The organism is Halomonas sp. SSL-5 (assembly GCF_030708455.1).
Lineage (GTDB): Bacteria > Pseudomonadota > Gammaproteobacteria > Pseudomonadales > Halomonadaceae > Halomonas.
In genome coordinates, this window is the sequence record NZ_JAUYWF010000007.1 from 210,813 (window position 1) to 234,318 (window position 23,506).

29 protein-coding genes and 3 tRNA genes are annotated in these 23,506 nt (G+C 66.2%); 16 read left to right on the plus strand and 16 right to left on the minus strand.

Annotation, left to right across the window (positions count from 1 at the left end):
- Positions 1–68 precede the first annotated feature (68 nt).
- Positions 69–539: a large conductance mechanosensitive channel protein MscL gene (mscL, locus tag RAN53_RS10310; RefSeq protein ID WP_305796728.1), complete on the plus strand. Its 471-nt coding sequence runs from the start codon at positions 69–71 to the stop codon at positions 537–539.
- Positions 540–738: 199 nt separating this feature from the next.
- Complete coding sequence (locus RAN53_RS10315; protein ID WP_305796729.1) at positions 739–885, plus strand: hypothetical protein; 147 nt, start codon at positions 739–741, stop codon at positions 883–885.
- A gap of 17 nt (positions 886–902) precedes the next feature.
- On the opposite strand, the gene RAN53_RS10320 is transcribed toward RAN53_RS10315, so the two are convergent.
- The 7 genes from RAN53_RS10320 to RAN53_RS10350 all read right to left on the minus strand — a co-directional run bounded on the left by RAN53_RS10320 (position 903) and on the right by RAN53_RS10350 (position 5,335).
- On the minus strand, positions 903–1,187 hold the full coding sequence (locus RAN53_RS10320) for a type II toxin-antitoxin system RelE family toxin (protein WP_305796730.1): 285 nt from the start codon (positions 1,185–1,187) through the stop codon (positions 903–905).
- Complete coding sequence (locus tag RAN53_RS10325; RefSeq protein ID WP_305796731.1) at positions 1,177–1,425, minus strand: type II toxin-antitoxin system Phd/YefM family antitoxin; 249 nt, start codon at positions 1,423–1,425, stop codon at positions 1,177–1,179. The genes RAN53_RS10320 and RAN53_RS10325 overlap by 11 nt, the downstream gene beginning before the upstream one ends.
- Before the next feature lie 91 nt (positions 1,426–1,516).
- A complete protein-coding gene (locus RAN53_RS10330) occupies positions 1,517–2,413 on the minus strand; it encodes a DNA replication terminus site-binding protein (RefSeq protein WP_305796732.1) in 897 nt (298 codons plus the stop codon).
- Between the two features lie 2 nt (positions 2,414–2,415).
- Complete coding sequence (gene yacG, locus RAN53_RS10335; RefSeq protein ID WP_305796733.1) at positions 2,416–2,646, minus strand: DNA gyrase inhibitor YacG; 231 nt, start codon at positions 2,644–2,646, stop codon at positions 2,416–2,418.
- 205 nt (positions 2,647–2,851) lie between these two features.
- Positions 2,852–3,475: a dephospho-CoA kinase gene (gene coaE / locus RAN53_RS10340; RefSeq protein ID WP_305796762.1), complete on the minus strand. Its 624-nt coding sequence runs from the start codon at positions 3,473–3,475 to the stop codon at positions 2,852–2,854.
- Between the two features lie 344 nt (positions 3,476–3,819).
- On the minus strand, positions 3,820–5,082 hold the full coding sequence (locus RAN53_RS10345; RefSeq protein WP_305796734.1) for a type II toxin-antitoxin system HipA family toxin: 1,263 nt from the start codon (positions 5,080–5,082) through the stop codon (positions 3,820–3,822).
- Positions 5,072–5,335, minus strand: coding sequence for a helix-turn-helix transcriptional regulator (locus tag RAN53_RS10350; protein ID WP_305796735.1), 264 nt, complete (start codon positions 5,333–5,335; stop codon positions 5,072–5,074). Before RAN53_RS10350 ends, RAN53_RS10345 begins: the two co-directional genes overlap by 11 nt.
- Before the next feature lie 234 nt (positions 5,336–5,569).
- On the opposite strand from RAN53_RS10350, the gene RAN53_RS10355 reads away from it, so the two are divergent.
- From RAN53_RS10355 to RAN53_RS10365, 3 genes are read left to right on the plus strand one after another with little or no spacing between them, the layout of a single operon-like run.
- Positions 5,570–7,990 (plus strand): Lon protease family protein, encoded by a 2,421-nt coding sequence (locus tag RAN53_RS10355; protein ID WP_305796736.1) that lies wholly within the window; start codon positions 5,570–5,572, stop codon positions 7,988–7,990.
- Positions 7,980–8,789: a universal stress protein gene (locus RAN53_RS10360; RefSeq protein ID WP_305796737.1), complete on the plus strand. Its 810-nt coding sequence runs from the start codon at positions 7,980–7,982 to the stop codon at positions 8,787–8,789. Before RAN53_RS10355 ends, RAN53_RS10360 begins: the two co-directional genes overlap by 11 nt.
- Before the next feature lie 32 nt (positions 8,790–8,821).
- A complete protein-coding gene (locus RAN53_RS10365; RefSeq protein ID WP_305796738.1) occupies positions 8,822–9,055 on the plus strand; it encodes a type II toxin-antitoxin system Phd/YefM family antitoxin in 234 nt (77 codons plus the stop codon).
- Here RAN53_RS10365 and RAN53_RS10370 read toward each other — a convergent pair.
- On the minus strand, positions 9,026–9,472 hold the full coding sequence (locus tag RAN53_RS10370) for a CopD family protein (RefSeq protein WP_305796739.1): 447 nt from the start codon (positions 9,470–9,472) through the stop codon (positions 9,026–9,028). The two genes, RAN53_RS10365 and RAN53_RS10370, sit on opposite strands and share 30 nt — an antisense overlap.
- Positions 9,473–9,594: 122 nt before the next feature.
- Here RAN53_RS10370 and RAN53_RS10375 point away from each other — a divergent pair, with 122 nt between their 5' ends.
- The 3 genes from RAN53_RS10375 to RAN53_RS10385 all read left to right on the plus strand — a co-directional run bounded on the left by RAN53_RS10375 (position 9,595) and on the right by RAN53_RS10385 (position 11,296).
- A complete protein-coding gene (locus RAN53_RS10375) occupies positions 9,595–10,176 on the plus strand; it encodes a YqhA family protein (protein WP_305796740.1) in 582 nt (193 codons plus the stop codon).
- A 53-nt stretch (positions 10,177–10,229) separates the two neighbouring features.
- Positions 10,230–10,694 carry a hypothetical protein gene (locus tag RAN53_RS10380; protein WP_305796741.1) on the plus strand — a complete coding sequence of 155 codons (465 nt, stop codon included), beginning with the start codon at positions 10,230–10,232 and terminating at the stop codon, positions 10,692–10,694.
- A 122-nt stretch (positions 10,695–10,816) separates the two neighbouring features.
- Positions 10,817–11,296 carry a TerB family tellurite resistance protein gene (locus tag RAN53_RS10385; RefSeq protein WP_414842978.1) on the plus strand — a complete coding sequence of 160 codons (480 nt, stop codon included), beginning with the start codon at positions 10,817–10,819 and terminating at the stop codon, positions 11,294–11,296.
- A 136-nt stretch (positions 11,297–11,432) separates the two neighbouring features.
- Here RAN53_RS10385 and nadS read toward each other — a convergent pair whose 3' ends face one another.
- On the minus strand, positions 11,433–11,717 hold the full coding sequence (gene nadS / locus RAN53_RS10390) for a NadS family protein (RefSeq protein ID WP_305796743.1): 285 nt from the start codon (positions 11,715–11,717) through the stop codon (positions 11,433–11,435).
- Complete coding sequence (locus RAN53_RS10395; protein WP_305796744.1) at positions 11,717–12,052, minus strand: type II toxin-antitoxin system RelE/ParE family toxin; 336 nt, start codon at positions 12,050–12,052, stop codon at positions 11,717–11,719. The genes nadS and RAN53_RS10395 overlap by 1 nt, the downstream gene beginning before the upstream one ends.
- 239 nt (positions 12,053–12,291) lie before the next feature.
- Between RAN53_RS10395 and RAN53_RS10400 the strand changes: the two genes are divergently transcribed.
- Both RAN53_RS10400 and RAN53_RS10405 read left to right on the plus strand, forming a co-directional pair.
- Positions 12,292–13,659: an aspartate aminotransferase family protein gene (locus RAN53_RS10400; RefSeq protein ID WP_305796745.1), complete on the plus strand. Its 1,368-nt coding sequence runs from the start codon at positions 12,292–12,294 to the stop codon at positions 13,657–13,659.
- Between the two features lie 246 nt (positions 13,660–13,905).
- On the plus strand, positions 13,906–15,150 hold the full coding sequence (locus RAN53_RS10405; protein WP_305796746.1) for an NAD(P)/FAD-dependent oxidoreductase: 1,245 nt from the start codon (positions 13,906–13,908) through the stop codon (positions 15,148–15,150).
- 33 nt (positions 15,151–15,183) lie between these two features.
- On the opposite strand, the gene RAN53_RS10410 is transcribed toward RAN53_RS10405, so the two are convergent.
- Together RAN53_RS10410 and RAN53_RS10415 are read right to left on the minus strand one after the other, a co-directional pair.
- Positions 15,184–15,603, minus strand: coding sequence for a hypothetical protein (locus RAN53_RS10410; protein WP_161432028.1), 420 nt, complete (start codon positions 15,601–15,603; stop codon positions 15,184–15,186).
- A 236-nt stretch (positions 15,604–15,839) separates the two neighbouring features.
- Positions 15,840–16,736, minus strand: coding sequence for a DMT family transporter (locus RAN53_RS10415; protein WP_305796747.1), 897 nt, complete (start codon positions 16,734–16,736; stop codon positions 15,840–15,842).
- 129 nt (positions 16,737–16,865) lie between these two features.
- Between RAN53_RS10415 and pyrC the strand changes: the two genes are divergently transcribed.
- The 3 genes from pyrC to RAN53_RS10430 all read left to right on the plus strand — a co-directional run bounded on the left by pyrC (position 16,866) and on the right by RAN53_RS10430 (position 19,723).
- Entirely contained in the window at positions 16,866–17,915 is a 1,050-nt protein-coding gene (gene pyrC / locus RAN53_RS10420) for a dihydroorotase (RefSeq protein ID WP_305796748.1), read from the plus strand.
- 261 nt (positions 17,916–18,176) lie between these two features.
- Complete coding sequence (locus RAN53_RS10425; protein ID WP_305796749.1) at positions 18,177–18,464, plus strand: helix-turn-helix domain-containing protein; 288 nt, start codon at positions 18,177–18,179, stop codon at positions 18,462–18,464.
- Positions 18,465–18,466: 2 nt separating this feature from the next.
- Positions 18,467–19,723, plus strand: coding sequence for a type II toxin-antitoxin system HipA family toxin (locus RAN53_RS10430; protein ID WP_305796750.1), 1,257 nt, complete (start codon positions 18,467–18,469; stop codon positions 19,721–19,723).
- On the opposite strand, the gene RAN53_RS10435 is transcribed toward RAN53_RS10430, so the two are convergent.
- From RAN53_RS10435 to folD, 4 genes are all read right to left on the minus strand, one after another.
- The gene (locus RAN53_RS10435) at positions 19,720–20,670 is read right to left on the minus strand and encodes an alpha/beta hydrolase (RefSeq protein ID WP_305796751.1); all 951 of its coding nucleotides are present in this window, start codon (positions 20,668–20,670) and stop codon (positions 19,720–19,722) included. The genes RAN53_RS10430 and RAN53_RS10435 overlap by 4 nt on opposite strands.
- 58 nt (positions 20,671–20,728) lie before the next feature.
- The gene (gene mtnN / locus RAN53_RS10440; protein ID WP_305796752.1) at positions 20,729–21,463 is read right to left on the minus strand and encodes a 5'-methylthioadenosine/S-adenosylhomocysteine nucleosidase; all 735 of its coding nucleotides are present in this window, start codon (positions 21,461–21,463) and stop codon (positions 20,729–20,731) included.
- On the minus strand, positions 21,463–21,927 hold the full coding sequence (locus RAN53_RS10445; protein WP_305796753.1) for an S-ribosylhomocysteine lyase: 465 nt from the start codon (positions 21,925–21,927) through the stop codon (positions 21,463–21,465). Before RAN53_RS10445 ends, mtnN begins: the two co-directional genes overlap by 1 nt.
- Positions 21,928–21,993: 66 nt before the next feature.
- Positions 21,994–22,851, minus strand: a complete 858-nt coding sequence (gene folD / locus RAN53_RS10450; protein WP_305796754.1) for a bifunctional methylenetetrahydrofolate dehydrogenase/methenyltetrahydrofolate cyclohydrolase FolD — start codon at positions 22,849–22,851, stop codon at positions 21,994–21,996.
- A 313-nt stretch (positions 22,852–23,164) separates the two neighbouring features.
- Here folD and RAN53_RS10455 point away from each other — a divergent pair.
- The 3 genes from RAN53_RS10455 (at position 23,165) to RAN53_RS10465 (ending at position 23,506) form a co-directional block, all read left to right on the plus strand.
- Positions 23,165–23,241, plus strand: a tRNA-Pro gene (locus tag RAN53_RS10455).
- Positions 23,242–23,309: 68 nt separating this feature from the next.
- Positions 23,310–23,386, plus strand: a tRNA-Arg gene (locus tag RAN53_RS10460).
- 45 nt (positions 23,387–23,431) lie between these two features.
- A tRNA-His gene (locus tag RAN53_RS10465) sits at positions 23,432–23,506 on the plus strand.

The window sequence follows — 23,506 nt, forward strand, 5'->3', positions numbered from 1 at the left end:
CTTCGACCGGAATGGCCGGCACCGGCGCAGGGGCGTCGGGGAAGCCGTTGCCACAGGGAGGGCGGGAGATGTTCAAGGAGTTCAAGGAGTTTGCCGTGCGCGGCAACGTCGTCGACATGGCGGTGGGTATCATCATCGGTGGCGCCTTCGGCACCATCGTCACCAGCCTGGTGAATGACGTGCTGATGCCGCCGATCGGCCTGCTGATGGGCGGGGTCGATTTCTCCAATATCTTCCTGGTGCTGAAGGGCGAGGGGCCCTACGCCACCCCGGTCGAGGCCGCGGCGGATGGGGCGGTGACCCTGAATATCGGGCTGTTCGTCAATAACGTGATCAGCTTCCTGATCGTGGCCTTTGCAGTGTTCCTGCTGGTCAAGGGCATCAACCGCCTGCGCCGCCAGGAGGCCGCGGCGCCCACCGAGCCGGCGGCGCCACCCGAGGATATCCTGCTGCTGCGCCAGATCCGCGACAGCCTGGCCGTGCGGGGCGATAACAGCCCGGGTGAGCCGGTAGACCCGGCTTCGACGAAGATGGGCTGAACGAGTCGTTGCAGGATCGGGGCCGGCCCCGGGGCGTTTCGGGCTATCGACTCTTGGCTATTGACCCTGAGCTATCGAACAGGGCGCCCAGATTCATAAATACTATTAGCCGGCTATCTAGCTTGGCCCGAGAGACGGGGCTATGATCACTGCTGAGGAGGCCGCGGGCCTCCCTTGAGCCTCTCTTGAGGGTATGGTGATGATCAAGGCGCTGTTCTGGTGTTTCCTGGCGCTGTTCTCGCAGCTGTGGCTGCTGAGCTGGGTCGACAGGCGGGTGGTGGGGATGCGGTTCGGGGACAAGGCAGAGAGGGACGAGCTGCCGGAAGAGGCGCGGCCGGAGGGCTGACGTCTTGGTGGTTGGTGCTACTGCCGCCTGTCAGCCTTGAGATAGACGCTGTTGCGATCCCGCTTGCCCACCGCGATAACCAGTATCACCAGTTCCTTGTCACGAACCTCGTAGACGAGCCGGAAACCCGCGCTGCGCAGCTTGATCTTGTAGCGGTTCTGGCTACCAGACAGGCGAGAGCCGGGGATGATGGGAGACTCGATGATAGCCCGGGGCTTCTTCTTAAACTGCTCACGGACGCTGCCATCGAGCTTGTGCCACTCCTTCAGCGCCTCGGCGCGAAAGCGAAGCTCAGAGCTCATCCAGTGTCGCCGGGATCTCCGGCTGGTCGCGACGCTGGTCGGCGATGCGGTTGAGCTCGGCGTCCTCCAGTTTCTCGAGCAGCTCTTCGTAGACGGCAGCCGGAATGCAGTAGAAGGCTGGTTCGTTGCGGTTCAGCACGACGACGGGGAAGCCTTCTCCGGCTGCCACGGTGGCCATGGGGTTCTTCTTGAGCTCGGAGATGCTGGCGGTGGTTGTTGCCAGGATATGGTGGGGCATGAGGAACCCTCCTTGCTTGCTTACGCCACTCTTTCTAGACCTGTTAGAAGTCTTTTAACAGGTCTTTTGGGTAATCGGGGTCTGTCCCCGATTAAGACCGATAGCGGTAGACCCTTAGGCTGGGCAGGAAGGGCTCGTCCTCGAGCTTCTCGTCGCGGCGGCGGGCGCGGGTGCGTGCCTCGGGTGGCTGCAGCGGCGGGAGGTTGTGGTCGGGGAGGCGGCCGTCGGCCGAGGGGACGAACAGCGGCAGGGCGACGTTCATGGCGCGGCGGGTGCGGCCATCCTCCAGCGGTTCGCGGTAGAAGAGGTTGGCACGCATCAGCGGGGCCTGGCGCTGCACCTGGGCGAGGGGCTCGGCACTCGGCAGGCCGGCGAGCTTGCGCAGCTGGATGCGGATATGCGGCGCCTCGTGATCCAGGGCCAGCAGCTTCTGCTCGGCCTCGGCCACCGTGAGCTTCTTGATCGAGCGCCCGCTCGAATACCAGGCCAGGCGCACCCGGGCCAGGGGCGCCTCGCTTGCGGGGATGGCCCGCCAGCACTGCTTGAGGTGGACCCGGGCCAGCCCCTCGCCGCGCAGGTGGTCGTGCAGGGCGGGGTGACGAAAGGGCAGCACCGCCTTGGCCTCGGGAATCAAGGCCGGGGCCTGGTCGCGAATCCGCGCGGTCAGGGCGGCGAACTCGGCCTTGGCCGTGTTGGCCGCCGCAACGGCTTCCATCACGCTCTCACTCGCCGCCACCAGACCGATATGCGCACGCGTGGCGCGGCCGTCCTGGCCATCCTGATACCAGACATCCTGCAGCGCCCCGCGCAGCCACTCCTCGGCACGCTCGTGCTCGACCGGCTCGGGCTCGCCGAAGATCCAGCAGGCGCCGGGGGTGTGGGCATAAGCCGCGGCGACCTCGGCGGTGCGCTCGATCAGGGCATCGAACACCGCCTCCAGCTCGGCGAGCAGGCGGTACTCCGGCGGCTGGAGGTGGGGCGCCGTCATGGTTATTGCTCGTCCTGGAAGGCGCGCTCGGCACGCATGATCATCTCGTCGATCTCGGTCTCGTCCATGGCCGGCTCACCGGCGATGCGGTGGCTGCCATCGGCCCAGGCGCCGAGATCGATCAGCCGGCAGCGCTTGCTGCAGAAGGGGCGGTAGGGGTTGTCCTCGCGCCATTGGACATTCTTACGGCACTGGGGGCAGGCAACTTCCAGGGGGCGATTTGAATCGGTCATGGGGCTCCGGGGGTTGATTAGGTTGGTGTGGAGCGTGAGGGAGGGATGCTCCGCATCGCGACTGGCGCTGTCAGGCGCCCAAGCAGTGTTGCCAATTGCGAAGGCATCGCCGGGAGGCCTTCGGCCTCCAGTCGCGCGGCAAAGTCGGAACGCCGAACCGCGCCTTCCTACAGGTTGGCTTCCAGCTTGATGAGACAATAGCCAGTCAAACCGGGTCGCTTTCGTTCTTCCGTGTGGCCAGCTGGCGGTACTGCCAATCCAGTTCTGCGACCTGGCGGCGCATCTCGGCTTCGCTGCCGCCATTATCCAGCACGTCGTCGGCGCGGGCCAGGCGTTCGGCGCGGGGCATCTGGGCGGCGATGATGGCGCGGGCCTGGGCGTCGTCCACGTCGTCGCGGGCGGCGGTGCGCTTGATCTGCAGCGCCTCGGGGACGTCGATGACCAGGGCGCGGTCGACCATCTGATACTGTCCGGATTCGAACAGCAGCGGCGAGACCAGCAGCACATAGGGCGCGCCGCCTGCGGCGAGGCGCTCGAGATGGGCGATCAGCCGCTCGCGGATGCGTGGGTGGGTGACCGACTCCAGCCAACGCCGCTCGCTCTCATCCTTGAACACGATCTCGCGCAGCGCCCGGCGGTCGAGGCTGCCGTTGCTGTTGAGCACCTCGGCGCCGAAGCGTTCGGCGATCTCGGCCAGGGCCGGCTCGCCGGGCTCGACCACCTCGCGGGCGACGTCGTCGGCGTCCACCCAGGGCGCACCGAGTGCCTCGAAGGCGCGTGCCACGGTGGACTTGCCCGAGGCGATGCCGCCGGTCAGGCCGATGATCAGGGCCATGTCGCTGCTCTCCTTGAAGCTCGCGTGTCGGGAAGGTCGATGCTGCTGTGGTGGCATGATGCCATTCGGCGGGCGTGTGCTCCAGCAAGTCGAACGATCCTTGGCTACTGGCATTGTGCCGAAATGGTAGGGTAGCCATCCAGAATCCGCAGGGTACCCACACCGTCGTAGAACCGGAAAAACAGGTGGCCTAAAAGACCTCAGAGGCGACAGACTCCTTGACAACTACCGCTGGGGACCCCAGGGCAATCGCATGTCAGCAGCAGGAACTGGCCACCCGAGCGATCAGGCTGGCACTCGATAGAGTGCCTGAGAAAACAGTGAAGGGGGGGAGGGCGTTATCGGCTTTTCGACCACCGTTCCGGCAGCTTCCTGCAGTTGCTCAACAGCCTTTTTTGCAACCTCTCCAACAGCGTCCGCTCCGCGCCCTGATGGGCCTGGGGGCCCAGAGCGGCGAGGGTGCTGTCGATGGCCGCCGGGATGCGTTCGGCGAGTCCAAGCCCTTGGCGCAGGAAGTAGCGTGGCTGGAACTGCATCGAGCGCGCTAGTGTTTCGAGGTGCGAGCGTTCGATGCTGCCGGGGCGATCCTCACCGGCGATGCGAAACGCGAAGCGTCGAGAGAGGCCGCTATAGAGCGTCGTGCTCAACAAGTCGTAGAACGGTGCCAACCGCGGACCTTCCTCCGTGTAGAGGATGGAGAGGTTCTTGGCGTGGCTATCGTTGTTGCCGATCAGCAGGTTGAAGAAGAACCAGGCGATCAGGCGTTGCAAGTCCTTGGCCGGTGTTCCCACCTGCTGCAGGAGTTCACGGCAGCGCACCAGGCCGGGGCCTCCGTCACTTTCGTATTTGATCAGCGAGGGAGTGCCGGCAAGCTGGCAGAAGTCGAGCTGGTGCAGACGCTGCAGCCTGCCCTGTTCGTCGGGCATCCGGTCGTATCGTCGTACGAGGCAGGCGCGGGTATCGGGCTGGTAGCTAGCCTCAGCGACTTCGAGCCCGAGTTCGGCGGCCAGCTGCATGCAGAAGGTCTCGTTGATGGCGGTGGCCCATATGCCTCCCAAGCCTCGAATGTCCGGCTTGAGAACGTGGCTGGACGGTGCCGATCCTTCCGGTATGGCGGGGCTTCCGTCTGCCTGCAACATCACCAGCAACTTGTCCTGGGCACCCGCCAGCGAGATACGAGCCTCTTCGCCCTGTTGTGAGAGCAGAGGGCCACGTTCCCTGTGCCGCAGGTGTTCCGCCAGTGCTTCCCAACTGATGGGCCGATAGTGCGGTGGAGCGGGTGTCACCCCTGGAGGCAGCAGAGTGAAGCCGCTGGCCGTGTCTCCGCCGATGGCTTTCAGCAGCCCGAAAACGGTAGTGGTGTGGTGGCGAAGCTCTAGGTGATGACGCAAGTCGCCTTCTGGCAGCAGGTTCTCGAAATAGGCCAGCACCGCATCGCCTACGTGCACCTGCTGCGAGAGGGGCAGGGAAGGTGAAAGACTCACCGCTTCAGGGTGTTCCAGCCACGCCGGGGCATACTCGAAGCGCAGCGGTTGAGCGTCATGCAGCCGACCGACATGCTTGTGGCCGTGGTAAACCTCCAGGGTATCGTCACCCGCCATGGTGGCTGCCGCCCTTGCGCCGTACGACCACCTCGAGCCCCATTAAGTCCAGCACGTCCAATACCTTCTGCAATTGCAGGGTCGGCTTGCCCCGCTCCAGGTCGACGATGAAGCGATTGCCGGTGCCGGCCAGCCCTGCCAGGTCGATCTGCAACAGCCCCTGCTCGGTGCGCATCTGGCGCACCAGCCTGCCGAGCTCTTCGCTGTCGCGGATGGTGGCGGCCTGGGGAGTGAGGGAGTCGGTGGTCGGCATGGAAACCCGCATGTGATTACCGTTCGGTAATTTTAGCCAGGATTCCGGTGCCTCGCAACGAAATAATTACCGAGCGGTAACTATTCTAGCGGCTTAGCTTAGATTAACGGATGAAATTACCGATCGGTAATCATTCGATGGGATCGCGGGTGCAGCAGGCATTATGCTGGCGGCAAGCCCGCTCCTGCTCCATGGTTGTCATATCTGCCATAGATGTTGCAACAGGAGAGGACAATGGTCGAGCCGCTTGGCGTGACGCAGGTGTTTCAGGCGTGTTCGGAGGAGGCGTTCGCCTTCGAGGTCTCGAGCGAACTGGAGTCGCTGGATCTGCTGGCCGGCCACGAGCGGGCGCGCGAGGCGCTGGCCTTCGGCACGGCGATCCGCAGCGACGGCTTCAACCTCTTCGTGCTGGGCCAGCCGGGGCATGGCAAGCACAGCCTGGTGGGGCGCTACCTGACCGAGCGTTCGAGCAACGACCCCGCGCCGCCGGACTGGTGCTATCTCTACAACTTCGAGGACCCCTCGGTGCCGCTCTACCTGGCGCTGCCCCCGGGGTTGGGGCGCCAGCTGCGGCGCGATATCGAGGAGCTGACCGACGAGCTGCGTGGGGCGATCCCCGCGGTATTCGAGAGCGACGAGTACCAGAATCGCCTGCAGGAGATGAAGCAGGCCATGAGCGAGCGTCAGCGCGATGCCATCGAGGCGATACGCCGCGAGGCTCGCGAGCAGGGCGTGCTGCTGCTCTCCACCCACAACGGCTTCACCTTCGCTCCCGCCGGTGGCGATGGCGATGGCGACAAGATGCTGTCGCCCGAGGAGTACGAGACGCTGCCCAAGGAGGAGCGCGAGCGCATCGAGCACACGGTGGAGATCCTGCAGCGCAAGCTGACCCAGACCATCCGCCGCATGCCCAGGCTGGCCAAGGAGCTGCGCGAGCAGGTCCAGCAGCTCAACGAGGAGGTGCTGGAGGGCGCCATCGGGGCTCCCCTGGCCGAACTGGAGGAGCGCTACCAGGACGAGAAGGGGGTGATCGCCCATCTGACGGCGATCCGCGAGGCGATCCTGCAGCACGCCGAGGCGTTTACCGCCGATGACCCGGAGATACCGCCGGAGGCGATCTTCAGCCGCTTCTATCTCAACCTGCTGGTCGACAACGCCGATACCCAGGGCGCCCCGGTGATCTACCAGGACCTGCCGGGCCACCAGCACCTGGTGGGGCGCATCGAGCATCATGTGCACAACGGCACCCTGCTTACCGATTTCTCGCTGATCCGCGCCGGGGCCCTGCATCGCGCCAACGGTGGCTATCTGGTGCTGGATATCCGCGGGTTGCTGACCCAGCCCGGCGCCTGGGAGACCCTCAAGCGGGTGCTGCATGCCGGCGAGATCCGTACCGAATCCCTGGAGCAGGCCTATGGGCTGATCAGCACCGTGAGCCTGGAGCCCCAGCCGATCCCGCTGGACGTCAAGATCGTGCTGCTCGGCGAGCGGCTGCTCTACTACCTGCTCTGCGAGCACGACCCGGAGTTCCTGGAGCTGTTCAAGGTGCAGGTGGACCTGGAGGACGAGCTCGAGCGCAACGAGGAGAGCCTGGCCCTCTATGCGCGGATGATCGCCACCCTGGCCCGTGAGGCGGCCCTGGCGCCGCTGGATCGCAGCGGCGTGGCGGCCACCATCGAGCGCGCCAGCCGGCTGGCCGACGACCAGCAGCGCCTGACCGCGCGCCACCGCGACCTGCATGACCTGCTGATGGAGGCCGATCACTGGGCCAGCGTGGCCGGTTCCAGCGTGATCCAGCGCGAGCACGTGGAGAAGGCGGTGGCCCAGCAGCTGTGGCGGGCCGGGCGCATCCGCGAGCGCAGCCACGAGCAGATCACCCGCGGCACCCTGATGATCGCCACCCAGGGGCTCGTGGTGGGGCAGGTCAACGGCCTCTCGGTGCTGGCTCTGGGCGACTTCGCCTTCGGCCAGCCGACCCGTATCACCGCCACGGCGCGGCCCGGCCACGGCCAGGTGGTGGATATCGAGCGCGAGGCGCGCCTGGGCGGGCGCATCCACTCCAAGGCGGTGATGATCCTGTCGCGCTACCTGGCCGGGCGCTATGCCCGGGAGGCACCGTTGTCGCTGTCGGCGAGCCTCGCCTTCGAGCAGTCCTACGGTGGCATCGAGGGCGACAGCGCCTCGGTGTCCGAGGTGTGTGCGCTGGTCTCGGCCATCACCCGGGTGGGGCTCGACCAGGCCTTCGCGGTCACCGGCTCCATCAACCAGCACGGTGAGGTGCAGGCGGTGGGCGGCGTCAACGAGAAGATCGAGGGGTTCTTCGATGTCTGCCGCGCGCGGGGCGAACTGAACGGCCAGGCGGTGATCCTGCCGGCCACCAACGTCGAGCACCTGATGCTCAAGCGCGAGGTGCGCGAGGCGATGGCGGCGGGCACGTTTCGAATCTACGCGGTGCGCCACGTGGATGAGGCACTCGCCCTGCTCACCGGCGAGACACTGGGCGAGGCCGACGCGGAGGGCAACTTCCCGGCGGAGAGCCTGAACGGTCGCGTCCAGGCGCGCCTGGCGGCCTTCCAGGCCGTGGTCAAGGCCGCCTCCAGTGATGACGAGGAGGATGCCGCCGACGGCGGCGAGGAGGGCGGCGATGCCTCGTGAAGTGATACCTCGAGAGGCGATGCCCCATGAAACGCAAGCCCCGCTGGAGCAGGCGGTAGGTGCCGAGGCGCTACGCGTACTGGCGCTGCTGGATGACTCCCGCCAGGGGCTGGCGGCGCTGCAGGCCGCGGCGGCCCTGGCCGAGCAGGCGCGTGCCGAGCTGGTGGCGCTGTTTGTCGAGGACCTGGACCTGCTGCACTGTGCCGCCTTCCCGTTCTCCCGGGAGGTGGGGGCGAGCAGCGGCGTGGCACGCCCGCTCAGCCTGGAGGGGCTGGAGTCGAGCCTGACGCGTCAGGCTCGCCGCGTGGAGCGTGCGCTGCAGCAGGCCGCGGCAGGCGGGTCGCTTCGCCACCGGTTGCAGGTCAGCCGGGGCCAGGTGGCAAGCGAGGCCCTGGCCGAGGCGTCGCCCGGCGATGTGCTGGTACTGGGCAAGGCGGGCCTGTCGGCGCGCTGGGGCAGCCGGCTGGGCTCCACCAGCCGACGGCTGATCCTGGAGGCGCCCTGCACCGTGGTCATCTGGGACGAGCGCCACCCGCCGGAACCGGGGCCGCTGCGTTACTTCCGCGGCGAGGCGCCGGTACTGCCCTGGGGCGAGACGCCCGAGGAGGCGGTGCGCCGCCATCCGCTGTTCCTGGGCCGCGAGGAGCTGGCCCCCATGGAGGCGCCGACGCTGGAGCGCTACCTGGCCCGCGCCCGCCGCGGCGCCCTGGCCATCAGGCGGAAGCGCCTTATTGCGTTGTTGGAACAGGATGCCGACCTGCTGGCCCGCATTCCCGTGCCCATCGTGGTGGTGCCGTGATGGCTACCAACGCCAGCTCAAGGAGCCCAAAAATGAAAGAAATTAGCATCAGTGAGCTTCACGATCATCTTGAAGCCATTCTCGATGATCTTGAAGAGCCACTAATGATCACCCGAGACGCGGGTGAGCCTGCCGTTCTCTTTTCGTATCAAGGATTTAAGTCCCTTGAGGAAACTCTATATCTCATGGCGAGCCCACGAAATGCTCAGCGACTTGATGAAGCTATTGCTGAGGTTTCACATCCCCCAGCTGACCCGGAACGATAGCCCGGTGGCCACGAAGGCCACCGAGAGCAGGGTGACCGCGGCGATATGCCAGCCCATCAGCGGCAGGGTGGCGGCAGAGAGCCGGGGGATGACCCGGAAGCGCGCATGGGCGGCGACCAGGGCGGTGAGCAGCAACAGCACCAACTTTACGCGGATCAGCTGGGCGATGGGGCCGGCGGCCGGGTCGAACCACAGCGAAAGCGACGGCACCTTCTGCCAGGCCAGCCACAGCCCGGTGATGATCTGCACAAGCAGCGCCGGCATGCCGAGTTTCTCGTAGCCCTGCTCGAACCAATGCAGCGAGGCTACGTCCCGGCCCTTCAATACCCGGGGCAGGATGGTGAAGGCGAGCACCAGGTGGCCGCCGGTCCAGATGGTGGCGCCGAGCAGGTGCAGGAGCAGCAGGGTGGCGGTCATGTCGCCCTCCATGGACGAGAATGGTTTTCGCTTATTCTACCGGGACGGCGCCGCCGGGCTATCTCTCCAAGGGGGTAGCCGGTGGTATCGTGGGCGCTGAAACCTTATCGCCAGGAGTCGCCATGACGTCACCTTCGAACTTGCCACCGGAGCGCCAGGCAGAGAGCCGGCCGCACGACAAGAGCGGTCGCTACGAACGCGCCTTCGAGCGCTTCCTGTGGAACAGCCGACTGCTGGTGATGCTGGCGGTGGTGCCGAGCCTGCTGGGCTCGCTGGTGCTGTTCATCATCGGCACCCTGGATATCCTCAAGCTGGCGGTGGATGCCGGTGCCTATTACCTGGTGGGTGGGCAGCCCGATATTCACGAGACGGTGGTGCCCAGCGTGGTGATGGCCGTTGACATCTATCTGGTGGCCATCGTGCTGCTGATCTTCGGCCTGGGGGTGTATCGGCTGTTCGTGTCGCCGATCGAGCCGGCGGGGTCGCATCCGGCCTCGCACCCCTTCAATGTTGCCTCGTTCGACGAGCTCAAGGACAAGATCGCCCGGGTGGTGATCCTGGCGGTGATCATCGAGTTCTTTCGGGCGGTGGTGGATATCCGTTTCCAGACGCCGCTGGATGCCATCTACCTGGCGCTCTCGGTGCTGGCCCTGGCCGCCGCCCTCTACCTGATGAGCCGCGCCCACAAGCACCATCGGGAGTAGGTCGGCCAGCGCTATGGCACAATACGCCTTTTGATGTTCGACAAGGATCGCCAATGGCGTATGTGCTGGTGATGGGCGGCCTCGCCCTCTCGGTAAGCTTCACCCTGGGCTGGGCGCTGTGGCGCCTGGGCCGTGCGGCCCTGGGCTGGTTGGGCGGCGGCCCCGCGACGGGAAAATCGAAGGTCAAGCCGCGGGCCCGCAAGCCTGCGGCAAGCAAGCCGGCCGCCAGCAAGGCGGAGACCCCGCGCAAGACGACAGCCCGGCAGCCGGCCAAGACGCCCAGCGAGCCCTGGGGCCTCACCCGCTGGCTGGCGGCGCGTCACTCCCTGTTACCCCTGGCCAGCCTGGCACTGATGCTCTATGCCCTGGGGCGCATCGTGGTGTTCGGTCTCCAGTACCGCCCGGTGGAGGCGCCGGCCTCCTTTGCCACCGTCGTTGACGGCCTGGGCTGGTCTGCGGCGGTGCTGCTCGGCCTGGCGCTGCTCTCCCTGCTGGCGCGCTGGCGTTGCAGTGGCTAACTCCCCCTTGGAATCAGACCCCTCAATTCAATTAACCAAGTACAGTGAGATGGCAGCCCCCATCGGGACTGGCGAACCCGAGGGCGGGGGGACGGGTCCCATGCATAGCCAACCAGAAGGAGATGCCTGTGCTAGCCAATATCCAGCGATTCTTCCAGGAGATGCTCGCCGAGGGGGAGGGTGGTTCCGGTCGCGAGGTGCCGAGCCTGGAGCTTGCCGCGGCGGCGCTGCTCTGCGAGGTAATGCGAGCCGACTACGAGGTGACGCCGGAGGAGCTCGAGACCCTGCGCGGACTACTGCGCGACCATCTGCGGGTCAGTGATGAGGCCCTCGATGAGCTGATGACCCTGGCCCAGGAGGAGGTCGACGGCGCCGTGGACCACTATCAGTTCGTCTCCCTGATCAAGGAGCACTACGCCTACGAGCGGCGCTGCGAGCTGGTGCGCATGATGTGGTCCCTGGCCCTGGCCGACGGTGAGCAGCATCATCTGGAGGAGCACCGCATCCGCCAGCTGGCCGACCTGCTGCACGTCAGCCATGGTGATTTCATCCGCACCAAGCTGCAGGTGCAGGAGCAGGGTGAGGCCTCGGCAGGCGGTTAAGCTGGCTCCTCAGCATCTCTGTGCTGTCGAGTGGAGAAAGGCATTCTGTCCGGACATCATCATTTATCGATGGTGACTGAAAGGCGCGCCATGTCCCGCACTAGAAATCTGGAGCATGGCGCGCATTTTGGACAAGTCAGTGGGAAGCCAGATCGTTGAAGAGTGCCGGGTTGTCGCGAAGCGTCGCCAGTACCTTGGCCGCCAGGCCCGTGGGGTTACGGCGTTTGGTTTCCCAGCTTCTGATGGTGTCGACGCTAGTGCCCATGGCGCTGGCAAACTCGGCCTGAGAGACATGCAACTGGGCCCTGATGGCCTTCACGTCGGCGACCTCATGGCGCGTGACGCGGCTGGCTTGGGTCCGGCCCTGCTTGATGTCGATGGCTTCCTGCAGCGATGTCTGGAGTTCGTCAAAGATGCTCATTAGGACACCTCTCCCTTCAACTGTCGTGTCAGGGTTTTCAATGTGGCCTTCTCGGCGGGCGTCAGACTGTCTTTCACGCTCTTCGGGTAGGCCAGGATCAAGTAGATACGCTCGGTGGTCGCCAGGAAGTAAATCACCCGAGCACCGCCGCTTTTGCCTTGATGGCCAAGCGGCATGCGGATCTTGCGCAAACCGCCTGTTCCTTGAATCAGGTCGCCCTTGTCGGGTTGGGCAATCAAGGTGCGTTGAAGCTCCTTGAATTCATCATCCGTGGCAATGGCCTGGATCTGCCGGGTGAAGGTCGACGTTTCAATGAACTCGATGGCGTGACTCACGTCCGGCGTGTCCTTGGCCCATGCGTTGATGTGTGTACATAGTACATCTTATGGCCGTGGATGTCGATTATGCTCCATCCCTCACGACGGCGTGGGCCATTCTACCGTGCTTGCGACAAAGGGATGGCTCATCATCACCATGGGGCGCGACGGGGAAGTCCCGCTGTTATGTTTTATTTAACAGTCGCAATGGGCCATGCTAGGGGTACAACAAGACGATGCCCCGAGGAGCCTTCGCTATGCTGGAAACTCGTTCCGCCCGCCAGGCCGTGGCCCATGACCCCGCGTCCGATGCCGATCACGCCGCCATCAATCGCCACTTCTGGATGCCGTTCAGCGCCAACCGTGACTTCCATGCCCATCCGCGCATGATCACCGGCGCCGAGGGGCGCTACTTCATCGATGATCGGGGCCGCCGGCTGTTCGATTCGCTCTCGGGGCTGTGGACCTGCGGCGCCGGTCACAATCGCGAGGAGATCCAGCAGGCCGTGGCCCGCCAGCTCGGCACGCTGGACTACGCGCCGGGCTTCCAGGTGGCGCATCCCCTGGCGTTCCAGCTGGCCGAGAAGGTCGCCGAGTTCGCGCCGACGGGGCTTGCGCATGTGTTCTTCACCGACTCCGGTTCCGAATCGGCGGATACCGCCGTGAAGATGGCCAAGGCCTATTGGCGTGCCAGGGGGCGCCCCGAGAAGACCCGCCTGATCGGTCGCGCCAAGGGCTATCACGGCGTGAACGTGGGCGGCACTAGCCTCGGCGGCATCGGCGGCAACCGCAAGCATTACGGCCAGCTGATGGAGGTGAGCCACCTGCCGCACACCCTGCAACCGGGGCTCGCCTTCACGCGGGGCCAGGCCGAGAGCGGTGCGGAGCTTGCCGATGCGCTCCTCGAGCATATCGCCCTGCACGATGCCTCTAATATCGCCGCGGTGATCGTCGAGCCGATGTCCGGCTCCGCCGGGGTGATCGTGCCGCCGAAGGGCTACTTGCAGCGGCTGCGCGAGATCTGCACCGCCCACGATATCCTGCTGATCTTCGACGAGGTGATCACCGCCTTCGGTCGCAGCGGGGCGCGCACCGGTGCCGAGGCCTTCGGCGTGGTGCCGGACATGATGACGGTGGCCAAGCAGCTCACCAACGGCGCGGTGCCCATGGGCGCGGTGATCGCCTCAACCGAGATCTATGACACCTTCATGCACGCCGGCGGCCCCGAGCACGCCATCGAGTTCCCCCACGGCTATACCTACAGCGCCCATCCGGTGGCCTGCGCCGCGGCACTGGCGTCACTCGAGCTGTTCGAGCGCGAGGATTTTCCCGCCCAGGTGCGCGCCATCGCGCCGGCCTTCGAGGCGAAGCTGCACGCGCTGAAGGGGCGGTCCCAGGTGGTGGATATCCGCAACCATGGCCTGGCCGGGGCGATCCAGCTGGCGCCGCGGGATGGTGACCCGACGATTCGCCCCCGCGACGCCCATCTGGCGCTGTGGGAGGCGGGCTTCTATGTGCGCTACGGCGGCGACACCCTGCAGTTCGGTCCGCCCTTCGCCAGCACCGAGGCGGAACTGGAGCGGCTGTTCGATGCGGTGGCGGGCACGCTGGATAGCCTGGTCTGACGCCAGACCACGATGAATCTGATATATCCTTTTTTTCCGGAATAATTTCCTGTGATATACGGTAAATACAGGAGTTCGCTACGCCATGATTGATGAATAGAGAATATCTTGTGACCCATCGCGCGTTATGATGCGACAAGTCGCCGCCGCCGAGCCCTATTCGACCCGGTGGCGGCGTAGCGTCTATCGTTGAGTCAGGCCTCGCCGCGTGGTGAGGCCTGCGTCCTTTTCCAGGAGGGGTTGGTGATGTCTCGTGAAATCGTGGTGTTGGGGGCCGGCATGGTCGGCGTATCGGTGGCCTGGCATCTGGTGCGCCAGGGCCATTCGGTGACGCTGGTGGATCGCCGCGAGCCCGGCCGCGAGACCTCCTTCGGCAATGCCGGCATCATCCAGCGCGAGGCGGTGCGCCCCTATCGCTTTCCGCGCGACCTCGGCACCCTGATGCGCGTGCTGCCCAACCGCGAGGTGGATATTCGCTACCGTCCCGCGGGCATGTTCGGCGCGGCAAGCCCGCTGCTGCAGTACTGGATGAACTCCGGGAAGTCCCGCTACGCCAGGATCGTGCCGGAGTACGCCTCGCTGATCATGCGCTGCCTGGAGACCCATGCGCCCATGGTCGAGGCCGCCGGCGCCGACCACCTGGTGCGTCGCGACGGCTGGCTGGAGCTCTATCACACCCAGAAGGCCTTCGATGCGCGCATCAGCGAGGCGCGCGAGAACCGCGAGCGCTTCGGGGTCGAGTTCGAGGTGCTCGATGCCGCGGGCCTGTATGCCAAGGAGCCGCACCTGAAGACGGGGCTGGTGGGCGCCATTCACTGGACCCAGCCGTGGACGGTGGCGGATCCCGGTGCCCTGGTGCAGGCCTATGCCGAGAACTTCCGCGAGCAGGGTGGGCGTTTCGTGCAGGCCGAGGTCAAGGCTGTCGAGAAGGGCGGCAAGGGCTGGAATGTCACCACCGATGGCGAGGCGCTGGAGGCCGAGCAGCTGGTGGTCGCCATGGGCCCCTGGAGCGACAAGCTGCTCGCGCGCCTGGGCATCTCGGTGCCGCTGTTCGTCAAGCGCGGCTATCACATGCACTACGCCAGTGCCGACGAGAAGGCCCACCTCAACCACTGGATCATGGATGCCGAGACCGGCTTCCTGCTCGAGCCGATGCGCGCGGGCATTCGCCTGACCACCGGGGCGGAGCTGGCCGACCTGGATGCGCCGCCGAAGTTCAAGCAGCTCGAGGCGGCGGAGCAGGCGGCAAGGAAGATCTATCCGCTGGGTGAGCGCCGCGACCCCGAGCCCTGGAAGGGCGCGCGCCCCTGCCTGCCGGACATGAAGCCGATCATCGGCCCGGCACCCGGGCAGGAGGGGATGTGGCTGGCCATCGGCCATGGCCACCAGGGCTTCACCCTGGGGCCGGTGACCGGGCTGCTGCTGAGCCAGATGATGGCCGGGGAGACCCCCGAGGTGGATATGGCACCGTTCAGCGCCACGCGCTTCTGAAACGCCTCCGAGACACTGGTGCCGCGGGGTGTGCTATGCCTTGCGGCGCTGCTTGACCTGGTGGGTGCCCAGCTTGACCAGCATGGTGACGATAAACACCAGCCAGCCGGCGGTGGCCACCACGTTGAAGAGCAGCAGCTTCTGGACACCGCTCAAGGGCGTGAAGATCAGTTCGAAGGTGACCCCGAACAGGAAGGCGATGAACAGCGGCAGCGCCAGGATGTGCATCCACATCTCGGTGCGCCGCTTTCTCACGTGATAGCGCCGCAGCAGGACCCGTGTCGGGCGGTGCACGAAGGTGACCAGCACGGTGGTGCCGAGCAGCAGCAGGGCGGCCAGGGTCGGCTCCAGGTTGCCCAGCTGGGCCGACAGGCTGATCGACCAGTAGACGACCAGCCACATCAGGCCGGCCAGGGTGGCGGCCAGGTCGGCATAGTGGCGAACCTTGGGCATCGTCTCCCCCTTGTGAAAGCTGGCCCTCGTGAAAACTGGCGGCATGATACGGGATTTTGTCGGCTGCTGGCGAGCTCCTGCGAGTGCCGGGCGATAACGGTTGCAGCGCCAGGGGCTGATCTGGCGACAAGCCTGCGAAGAGGCGCTGTAAATACCTCCCTGTACGCTACCGACGCCGTCCTTGGCGTAGGACCTCTTCTGCGGCTTGTCCCCAGCGCCCCGCGCTTATGAGCCTGCTACTTGGCAAAGCGCAGCACCAACTTCCGTACCCAGTACCAGCGATTGATCAGCAGGGCGGCGAAGATCAGCGAACAGCCGGCCAGCTGCAATAGGCTCATCGTCTCGCCGTACCAGGCGGCGGCCAGCAGCGCCGTCCATACCGCCTCGAGCATCAGGATGACGGCGGCGTGGCTCGGCGTGGTCAGGCCCTGGGCGTAGACCTGCAGGAAGAAGCGCAGGGTGCTGGCGAGCAGCACGCTGGCCGCCAGCCAGCCCAGGGTGACGCCGCCGATACGCTCAGGCCAGGGCTCGATCAGTGCCGAGACCAGGCCCAGCAGGATGCCCACCACGGTCAGCTGGATGGCGGTGAGCGGCAGGGCGGGGAGGTTGCGCACCACCCGCGTGTTGACGTTGATCAGAAATGAGAAGAGTACCGCCGAGGTGGCGATCAGCCACTGGCTGGGCTCCAGGCGCAGGCCGGCATTGAGCGAGAGCAGGGCGAAGCCGGCCAGGGCGATGGGCAGGGCGATCCAGGTGGTGCGTGGCGGGCGGTCGCCGAACAGCAGCCTCGCCACGATCGGCACCAGCAGGATGCCCAGGCTGTTGATGAAGGCGCTCTCGCCGAGGTGGTGGGAGTGGTAGAGCCCCATGATCCAGAAGCTCAGGGCGCCGCTGAACAGCAGGCCCACGCCGGCGCCGGCGGCGAAGTCGCGGGCGGAGAGGCGGCGCAGGGCGGGCAGGGCGAACAGTCCCAGCAGCAGCCCGGCCAGCAGGAAGCGCGTGGCGATGAACAGCAGCGGCGGCATGCCGTCCAGGGCCTCCTTGGAGAAGATCCATCCCCCGGCGGCGAGCAGGGTAACGGCGAGCAGCAGCAGGTCGGCACGCAGCGGGCTGCGTTCGAGTGAATCGGCCATGGGGGTTCCGGTGGGTGGGGCGACGCCCATAGGTTAGCAGACTAGCTAGCCGCTCTCAGGTTCTGCGTGCCTGGCGCCATTGGGTATAATGGCGCTTCGACGATCGAACCCGCCAACACAGGATCCGCCGTGACTACCCTGACCCTGACTCGCCCCGACGACTGGCACCTTCACCTGCGCGACGACCAGGCGTTGGCCGCCGTGGTCGAGGCCTCCGCCCGGCAGATGGGCCGCGCCATCATCATGCCCAACCTGAAGCCGCCGGTGACCACCACCGAGCAGGCGCTGGCCTATCGCGAGCGGATCCTGGCGGCGCTGCCCGAGGGCAGACGCTTTCAGCCGCTGATGACGCTCTATCTCACCGATAACACGCCCGCCGAGGAGATCGAGCGCGCCCACCAAAGCGGCCTGGTGCAGGCGGTGAAGCTCTATCCCGCCGGCGCGACCACCAACTCCGACTCCGGGGTCACCGACATCACCCTGTGCGACGCGGCGATCGGCGCCATGGAGCGCCTGGGCATCCCGCTGCTGATGCACGGCGAGGTGACCGATGCCGAGATCGATATCTTCGATCGCGAGGCGGTGTTTATCGAGAAGGTGCTCAAGCCGCTGCTGGAGCGCCACCCGGCCCTCAGGGTGGTGTTCGAGCATATCACCACCGCCGAGGCGGCCGAGTTCGTGGCGGCGGCGCCGGCCAATGTGGGCGCCACCATCACCGCCCATCACCTGCTGTTCAACCGCAACCATATGCTGGTCGGCGGCATCCGCCCCCACTACTACTGCCTGCCGATCCTCAAGCGCGAGCGGCATCGCCAGGCGCTGCTGGCGGCGGCTACCTCGGGCAGCCCGAAGTTCTTCCTGGGCACCGACAGTGCGCCCCACGCCCAGGGCGACAAGGAGAGCGCCTGCGGCTGCGCCGGCGCCTATACCGCACCGGCGGCGATCGAGTACTACGCCACGGCCTTCGAGCAGGCGGGCGCCATCGAGCGCCTCGAGGGCTTCGCCAGCCACCATGGCCCGGACTTCTATGGCCTGCCGCGCAATGCCGACACCATCACCCTGGTGCGCGAGCCCTGGCAGTTGCCCGCGTCACTGCCCTACGCCGGAGGCGCCCGCATCGTGCCGCTGATGGCCGGCGAGACACTGGCGTGGAAGCTGGCCGGTGAGCAAACGGCTTAGCCTTAGATATCGCCGATAAATCGAGCTCCCACTGTAAATCGGGCTCCCACAACACCTGGCTCCCACCATGGGATGGCTTCCCCTGTGGGAGCGCAGATTCTGCGCGATGGCTTATCGCCGATAAATCGGGCTCCCACAAGATAAATCAGGCTCCGGCAATAGGCAGTCTGCAGTCTCACTCGGTGATAGCGAGGATAGGCGTGGCTATGCATCACATGTGTTGCTATTCTGTCTTCAAAGCAACAGATGTGGTGCATTTTTATGAGCATTCACGAAGAGCTGAAGCGCCGCCGTCATGACCTCGGCTTTACCCAGTCCCAGATCGCAGACCGTGTCGGCATGACTCGCCAGCAGTACCAGCGCCTGGAGCGGGGTGGCAATCCGCGGCTGGATACCCTGCAACTGGCTGCGGATGGTCTCAATACCCGCCTGATGCTGATCCCCGTCGAGCAGTGGTATCGGGTCAAGGCGCTTCTCGAGGAGGGGCAGGAGGAGACGGTCCCCCTCGATGAGGATCCCTGGCAGGGCCTGCTCGACGAGGAGGACTGAGCATGGTCAACGAAAGTGTCGAGATGCTGTCGCTGTGGCTGCACGGCCGCCGCCTGGGTTGGCTGGCCGGGTATCGCGGTGGCCGCAATGTGCTGGTGTTCGATGACGACTGGCGGCTCGACGAAAGCCGCGCCACCTTGTCGCTGTCGCTGATGCCGACGGCACCGCACAGCCAGCGACTGCTGCAGTCGCCCTGGATGCGTCGCCAGCGGCTGCATCCCTGGCTCTCCAACCTGCTGCCGGAGGGCGCGCTGCGGGAATGGCTTGCCGCCGAACTCAAGGTGCATCCGGACAACGAGTTCCCTCTGCTGGCGGCCTTGGGCCATGACCTCCCGGGGGCCCTGGAGGTCGCCGCCGTGGCGCCCGATGAGATGCCCGCCTGGGTGCTTGCCCATCGCCGGAGCATCAGCCCGGAGCCTCGCCAGGTCGCCGTGGGGCGGGGCTTCTCCCTGGCGGGGGTGCAGATGAAGTTTTCCATGCGCGAGCAGGACGGGCGTTTCCTGGGCGCCGGGCAGGCGCTGCCCGGGGACTGGATCATCAAGCCGCCATCCCCTGTTCATCCGTGGCTCGTGGAGAACGAATACTCCGCCATGCGCCTGGCAGAGGCGGTCGGTGTCACTATCCCCGAGATCCGGCTGATCCCCCTCGAGGAACTGGAAGGGCTGCCGCGACTGAACCTGCCCGATGAGCCGATGGCCTATGCGATCAAGCGATTCGATCGGGCCGGCAGCGAGCGGGTGCATGCGGAAGACTTCGCCCAGGTGCTGTTTCGCTATCCGCACGAGAAGTACGCCGGCCCTAGCTATGAGCAGATCGGGCGCCTGGTGCGTGAGTTCTCCGCCGATGGCATGGCGTGCGCGGCGCAGATGGCGCGGCGCCTGTTGGTCAACCTGCTGCTGGTCAATGGCGATGCGCACTTGAAGAATTGGAGCCTCGTCTATCCCGATCGCCATCGGCCGCGGCTGTCGCCCGCCTACGATATTGTCACGACCCGTGCCTATCTACCCGGGGAGCGGGAGGCGGCGCTGAACCTTAACGGCAAGAAAGACTGGGAGCAGCTGCGGCTCACCGATTTTCAGCACTGGGCGGACAGGGTGGGCGTCAGCTGGCCGGCCGTGGAGTCGGAACTGCAGGATACGCTGCGTCGTGCCAGAGACACCTGGCCCGATATGCTGGAATCGCTGCCCATGGCGGCGTCTCACAAGGCACTGCTGCGCAAGCACTGGCGAAGCCTGGCAACGGAGTGGCGGATCGGTTAACGCTCCTCGTCGCTCTTCGACGGGTAGTGAGGGGCGTTCACCTGTCGCTCGAGGAAGTCGAGGCCGGCCTCGATGGCCGTGCCACGGGTGAGGAAGCTCAGGAAGTGGCCCCGGCCGTGCTGGAGGAAGAGCTCGGCCTCGCCGCCCTCGTCGCGGAGCGCCTGATAGAAGTCGGTGGCGTGATCCACCGGGACCAGGCGGTCCCAGGTGCCGTGGAACAGGAAGAAGGGTGGCGGCGTGTCCGGGATCTGCCGGGCCGGGGAGGCGAGCCGGTATTGCTCCGGCACTTCGGCCCGGGTGCCGCCCAGAAATTGCACCACCAGCCGGCCGTCGGCAAACTTGAACAGGTCGCTGGGCGTGCCGCCCGCCACCACGGCCGCCAGGCGCGCATGTTCGCCGCCGTGGGGCTCGGCCAGGGGCCCGTCGCTGCCGGCCAGGGCCAGCAGGCTGACCAGATGCGCCCCCGAGGAGAAGCCGACCCCGACGATGCGATCGGTGTCCACGCGCCAGTCCTCGGCGTTGGCATGCAGCCACGCCATGGCCTGCTGGAGGTCGTGGAGCTGGGCCGGGAAGCGGTAGTCGGGGGCGAAGCGGTGCTCGATATTGAGCGTGACGAAGCCGCGCCGGGTAAGGGCCTCGGCGATCTCCTCCATGTCCTCCGGCGTGCGATTGCGCCAGCCGCCGCCATGCACCAGCAGGGCGGCCGGGCGCAGTTCGTCACCGTCGCCCTGGGGCAGCCGCACCCGGGCGTTCAGGGGCTCCGGCCAGTCGTCGGGGGTATAGCGCTGGTCGGCCAGCCGCCGAATGCTGGCCGGGGCACCCTGCTGTGCGGGAATGTCGCCGTCTGCCACCTCGCGACCGTCGCTGCCGAGGTAGGTGTGGGTGCAGCCGGCGAGGCCCAGGCTCAGCAAGAGCAGGGTGCCTCGCCACCAGGTTGTGGCTGCCATCGTCCCCGGCGCCCGCTGCCGCGCTATCGTCCCCGGCGCCCGCTGCCGCGCCATCGTCTCAGGCGCCCGCCACGGCGGTCGCGCGCTGCCGATCGGCGAGGCGTGCCACCATCGCCTCGATCATCTTCGAGGAGTGCAGGGCGGCCTTCTCCAGGAACTGCTCGAAGGAGAGGTGGTTGTCGCCACCGCCGGCGATGTCGGAGAGGGCGCGGATCACCACGAAGGGGCAGTCGTAGAGGTGGCAGGTCTGGGCGATGGCCGCGGCCTCCATCTCGGCGGCGAGCATGGTGGGGAAACGCTGGCGGGTCTGGGCTACCAGGTTGGGGCAGGCCATGAACACATCGCCGGTGGCGATCAGCCCCTCGACGACCTTGACCTCGCCCAGCGCCTCGACGCACTCCCGTGCCAGGTGGACCAGGCGCTCGTCGGGCAGGTAGGCCGCGGGCATGTCGGGGACCTGGCCGTGCTCGTAGCCGAACACCACCGCGTCGACGTCGTGGTGGCGCACCTCGCTGGAGACCACGATATCGCCGATCTCCAGTCCCTCGCCGAAGCCGCCGGCGGAGCCGGTGTTGATGATCGCCTCGGGCTTGTACATGTCGAGCAGCAGGGTGGTGCCGACGGCGGCATTCACCTTGCCGATGCCCGACTGCAGGATCACCACCTCGACGCCATGCAGCAGGCCGCTATGGAAGGTGTTGCCGACATGGGTGTGGGTCTCGCGCCCCTCGAGCAGGGAGGCGAGCCGTGCCACCTCCTGGCTCATGGCGCCGATGATGCCGATGCGCTTCATCAGGCGAACACCTGGGACCACTCGTCGCGCTTGGCCAGGAAGCCACGCGCGATCTGCTTGGCGCCTTCCAGGCTGTGGCTGGCGGCCCAGCCGCACTGCATCTCGTTGCAGGCCGGCACTTCGCTGGCCTCGAGCACATCCTCGAGGGTCTTCTCGAGCAGCTCGAGCATGGCATCGTAGTCGTCGTGGTTGAGCATCGCCCAGTAGAAACCGGTCTGGCAGCCCATGGGACTGATGTCGACCACCTTGTCGGAGTGGTTGCGCGACATCTCCGCCAGCAGATGCTCCAGGGAGTGCAGGCCGGGCATATCCATATGATCCTGGTTGGGCTGGCAGATACGCATGTCGTACTTGTGGATGGTGTCGCCATGCTCGCCGGTCTTGACGTCGGCCAGGCGCAAGTAAGGGGCCTTCACCTTGGTGTGGTCCAGGTTGAAGCTCTCGACGTTCATCTTGTCGCTCATGAAATCCTCATTCTGCTGTGGGGTCAGGCCCCTAAGGGAGCTTTGGGGGCTGACCCTTAGGGAAAATTAGCTGGCGTCGTGGAGGTCGGCGGCCTGGAGGGTGTTCTCCAGCAGGCTGGCGACGGTCATGGGGCCGACGCCGCCGGGGACGGGGGTGATCCAGCCGGCACGCTGGGCGGCGGCGTCGAAATCGACGTCGCCGATCAGGCGACCATCCGCCTGGCGGTTGATGCCCACGTCGATGACGATGGCGCCCTCCTTGACCCATTCCCCCTTGACCAGGCCGGGCTTGCCCACCGCCACGATCAGGACATCGGCACGCCGCACGTGTTCCTCGAGGTTGCGCGTGAAGCGGTGACAGACGGTCGTCGTGCAGCCGGCGATCATCAGCTCCAGGGACATGGGGCGGCCGACGATATTGGAGGCGCCGACCACGGTGGCGTCCAGGCCGCGGATCGCCAGGCCGGTCTCCTCGAGCAGCGTCATCACGCCCTTGGGCGTGCAGGGGCGCAGCAGCGGCAGGCGCTGGGCCAGGCGCCCCAGATTGTAGGGGTGGAAGCCGTCCACGTCCTTGTCCGGGCGGATGCGCTCGAGGATGGGGCGGGCATCGAGCTGCTCGGGCAGCGGCAGCTGGACCAGGATGCCATCCACGGCCGGGTCGGCGTTGAGGCGGTCGATCAGCTCCTCGAGCTCGTGCTGGGTCGTGTCCGCGGGCAGCTGGTGACGGAACGACTCGATGCCGGCCTCGACACAGGCGTTGTGCTTGTTGCGCACATAGACCGCGGAGGCGGGATCCTCGCCGACCAGGACCACGGCAAGGCCTGGCGCCCGCCCCCCGGCCTCAAGGCGCGCCTGCACCTGGCGGGCGACCTGCTGGCGAACACGGGCGGCTATGGCTTTGCCATCGATCAGTTGCGCGGTCATCGAGGATCCTCTGGGTGGCCGGAAATGGGGAGGCGTGATTTTCGCATGCCGGGCCCTCGAAACAAAGCCGAGGTCTTTGGCGATGACAGATAGTCACAGCCTGTTGTGGGAGCCCGATTTATCGGCGATAGCGCTGGTGCCTGGACGCCTATCGGCGCCATCGCGCAGGATCTGCGCTCCCACAATGGGTGCCATGTCGGCTGCGGTAGGCCCGGGCGCGGCGAAGCTTCACTTGACCGGGCGGGAAAGTCACGTAGAATACGCAGCGCTTGACGAGGCCTCTGCGGCGGCGTCCAGCCCGCTCGATCGCCGGCGGAGTGTAGCGCAGCCTGGTAGCGCGCCTGCTTTGGGAGCAGGATGTCGGGGGTTCGAATCCCTCCACTCCGACCACAACCTTCTGAATGTCTTGTGGTTTTTTGGCAATCAGGGTTGCGGCGAGGCGATCTGGAACGTAGAATGCGCCCATAGCTCAATCGGATAGAGCAACGGCCTTCTAAGCCGTAGGCTGCAGGTTCGAGTCCTGCTGGGCGCGCCATCAAGGTGCGGTAGCAGGCAGTCGATGCGAGCAACTGTCGATGTGGTGGATGTAGCTCAGTGGTAGAGCCCCGGATTGTGGCTCCGGTGGTCGTGGGTTCGATCCCCATCATCCACCCCA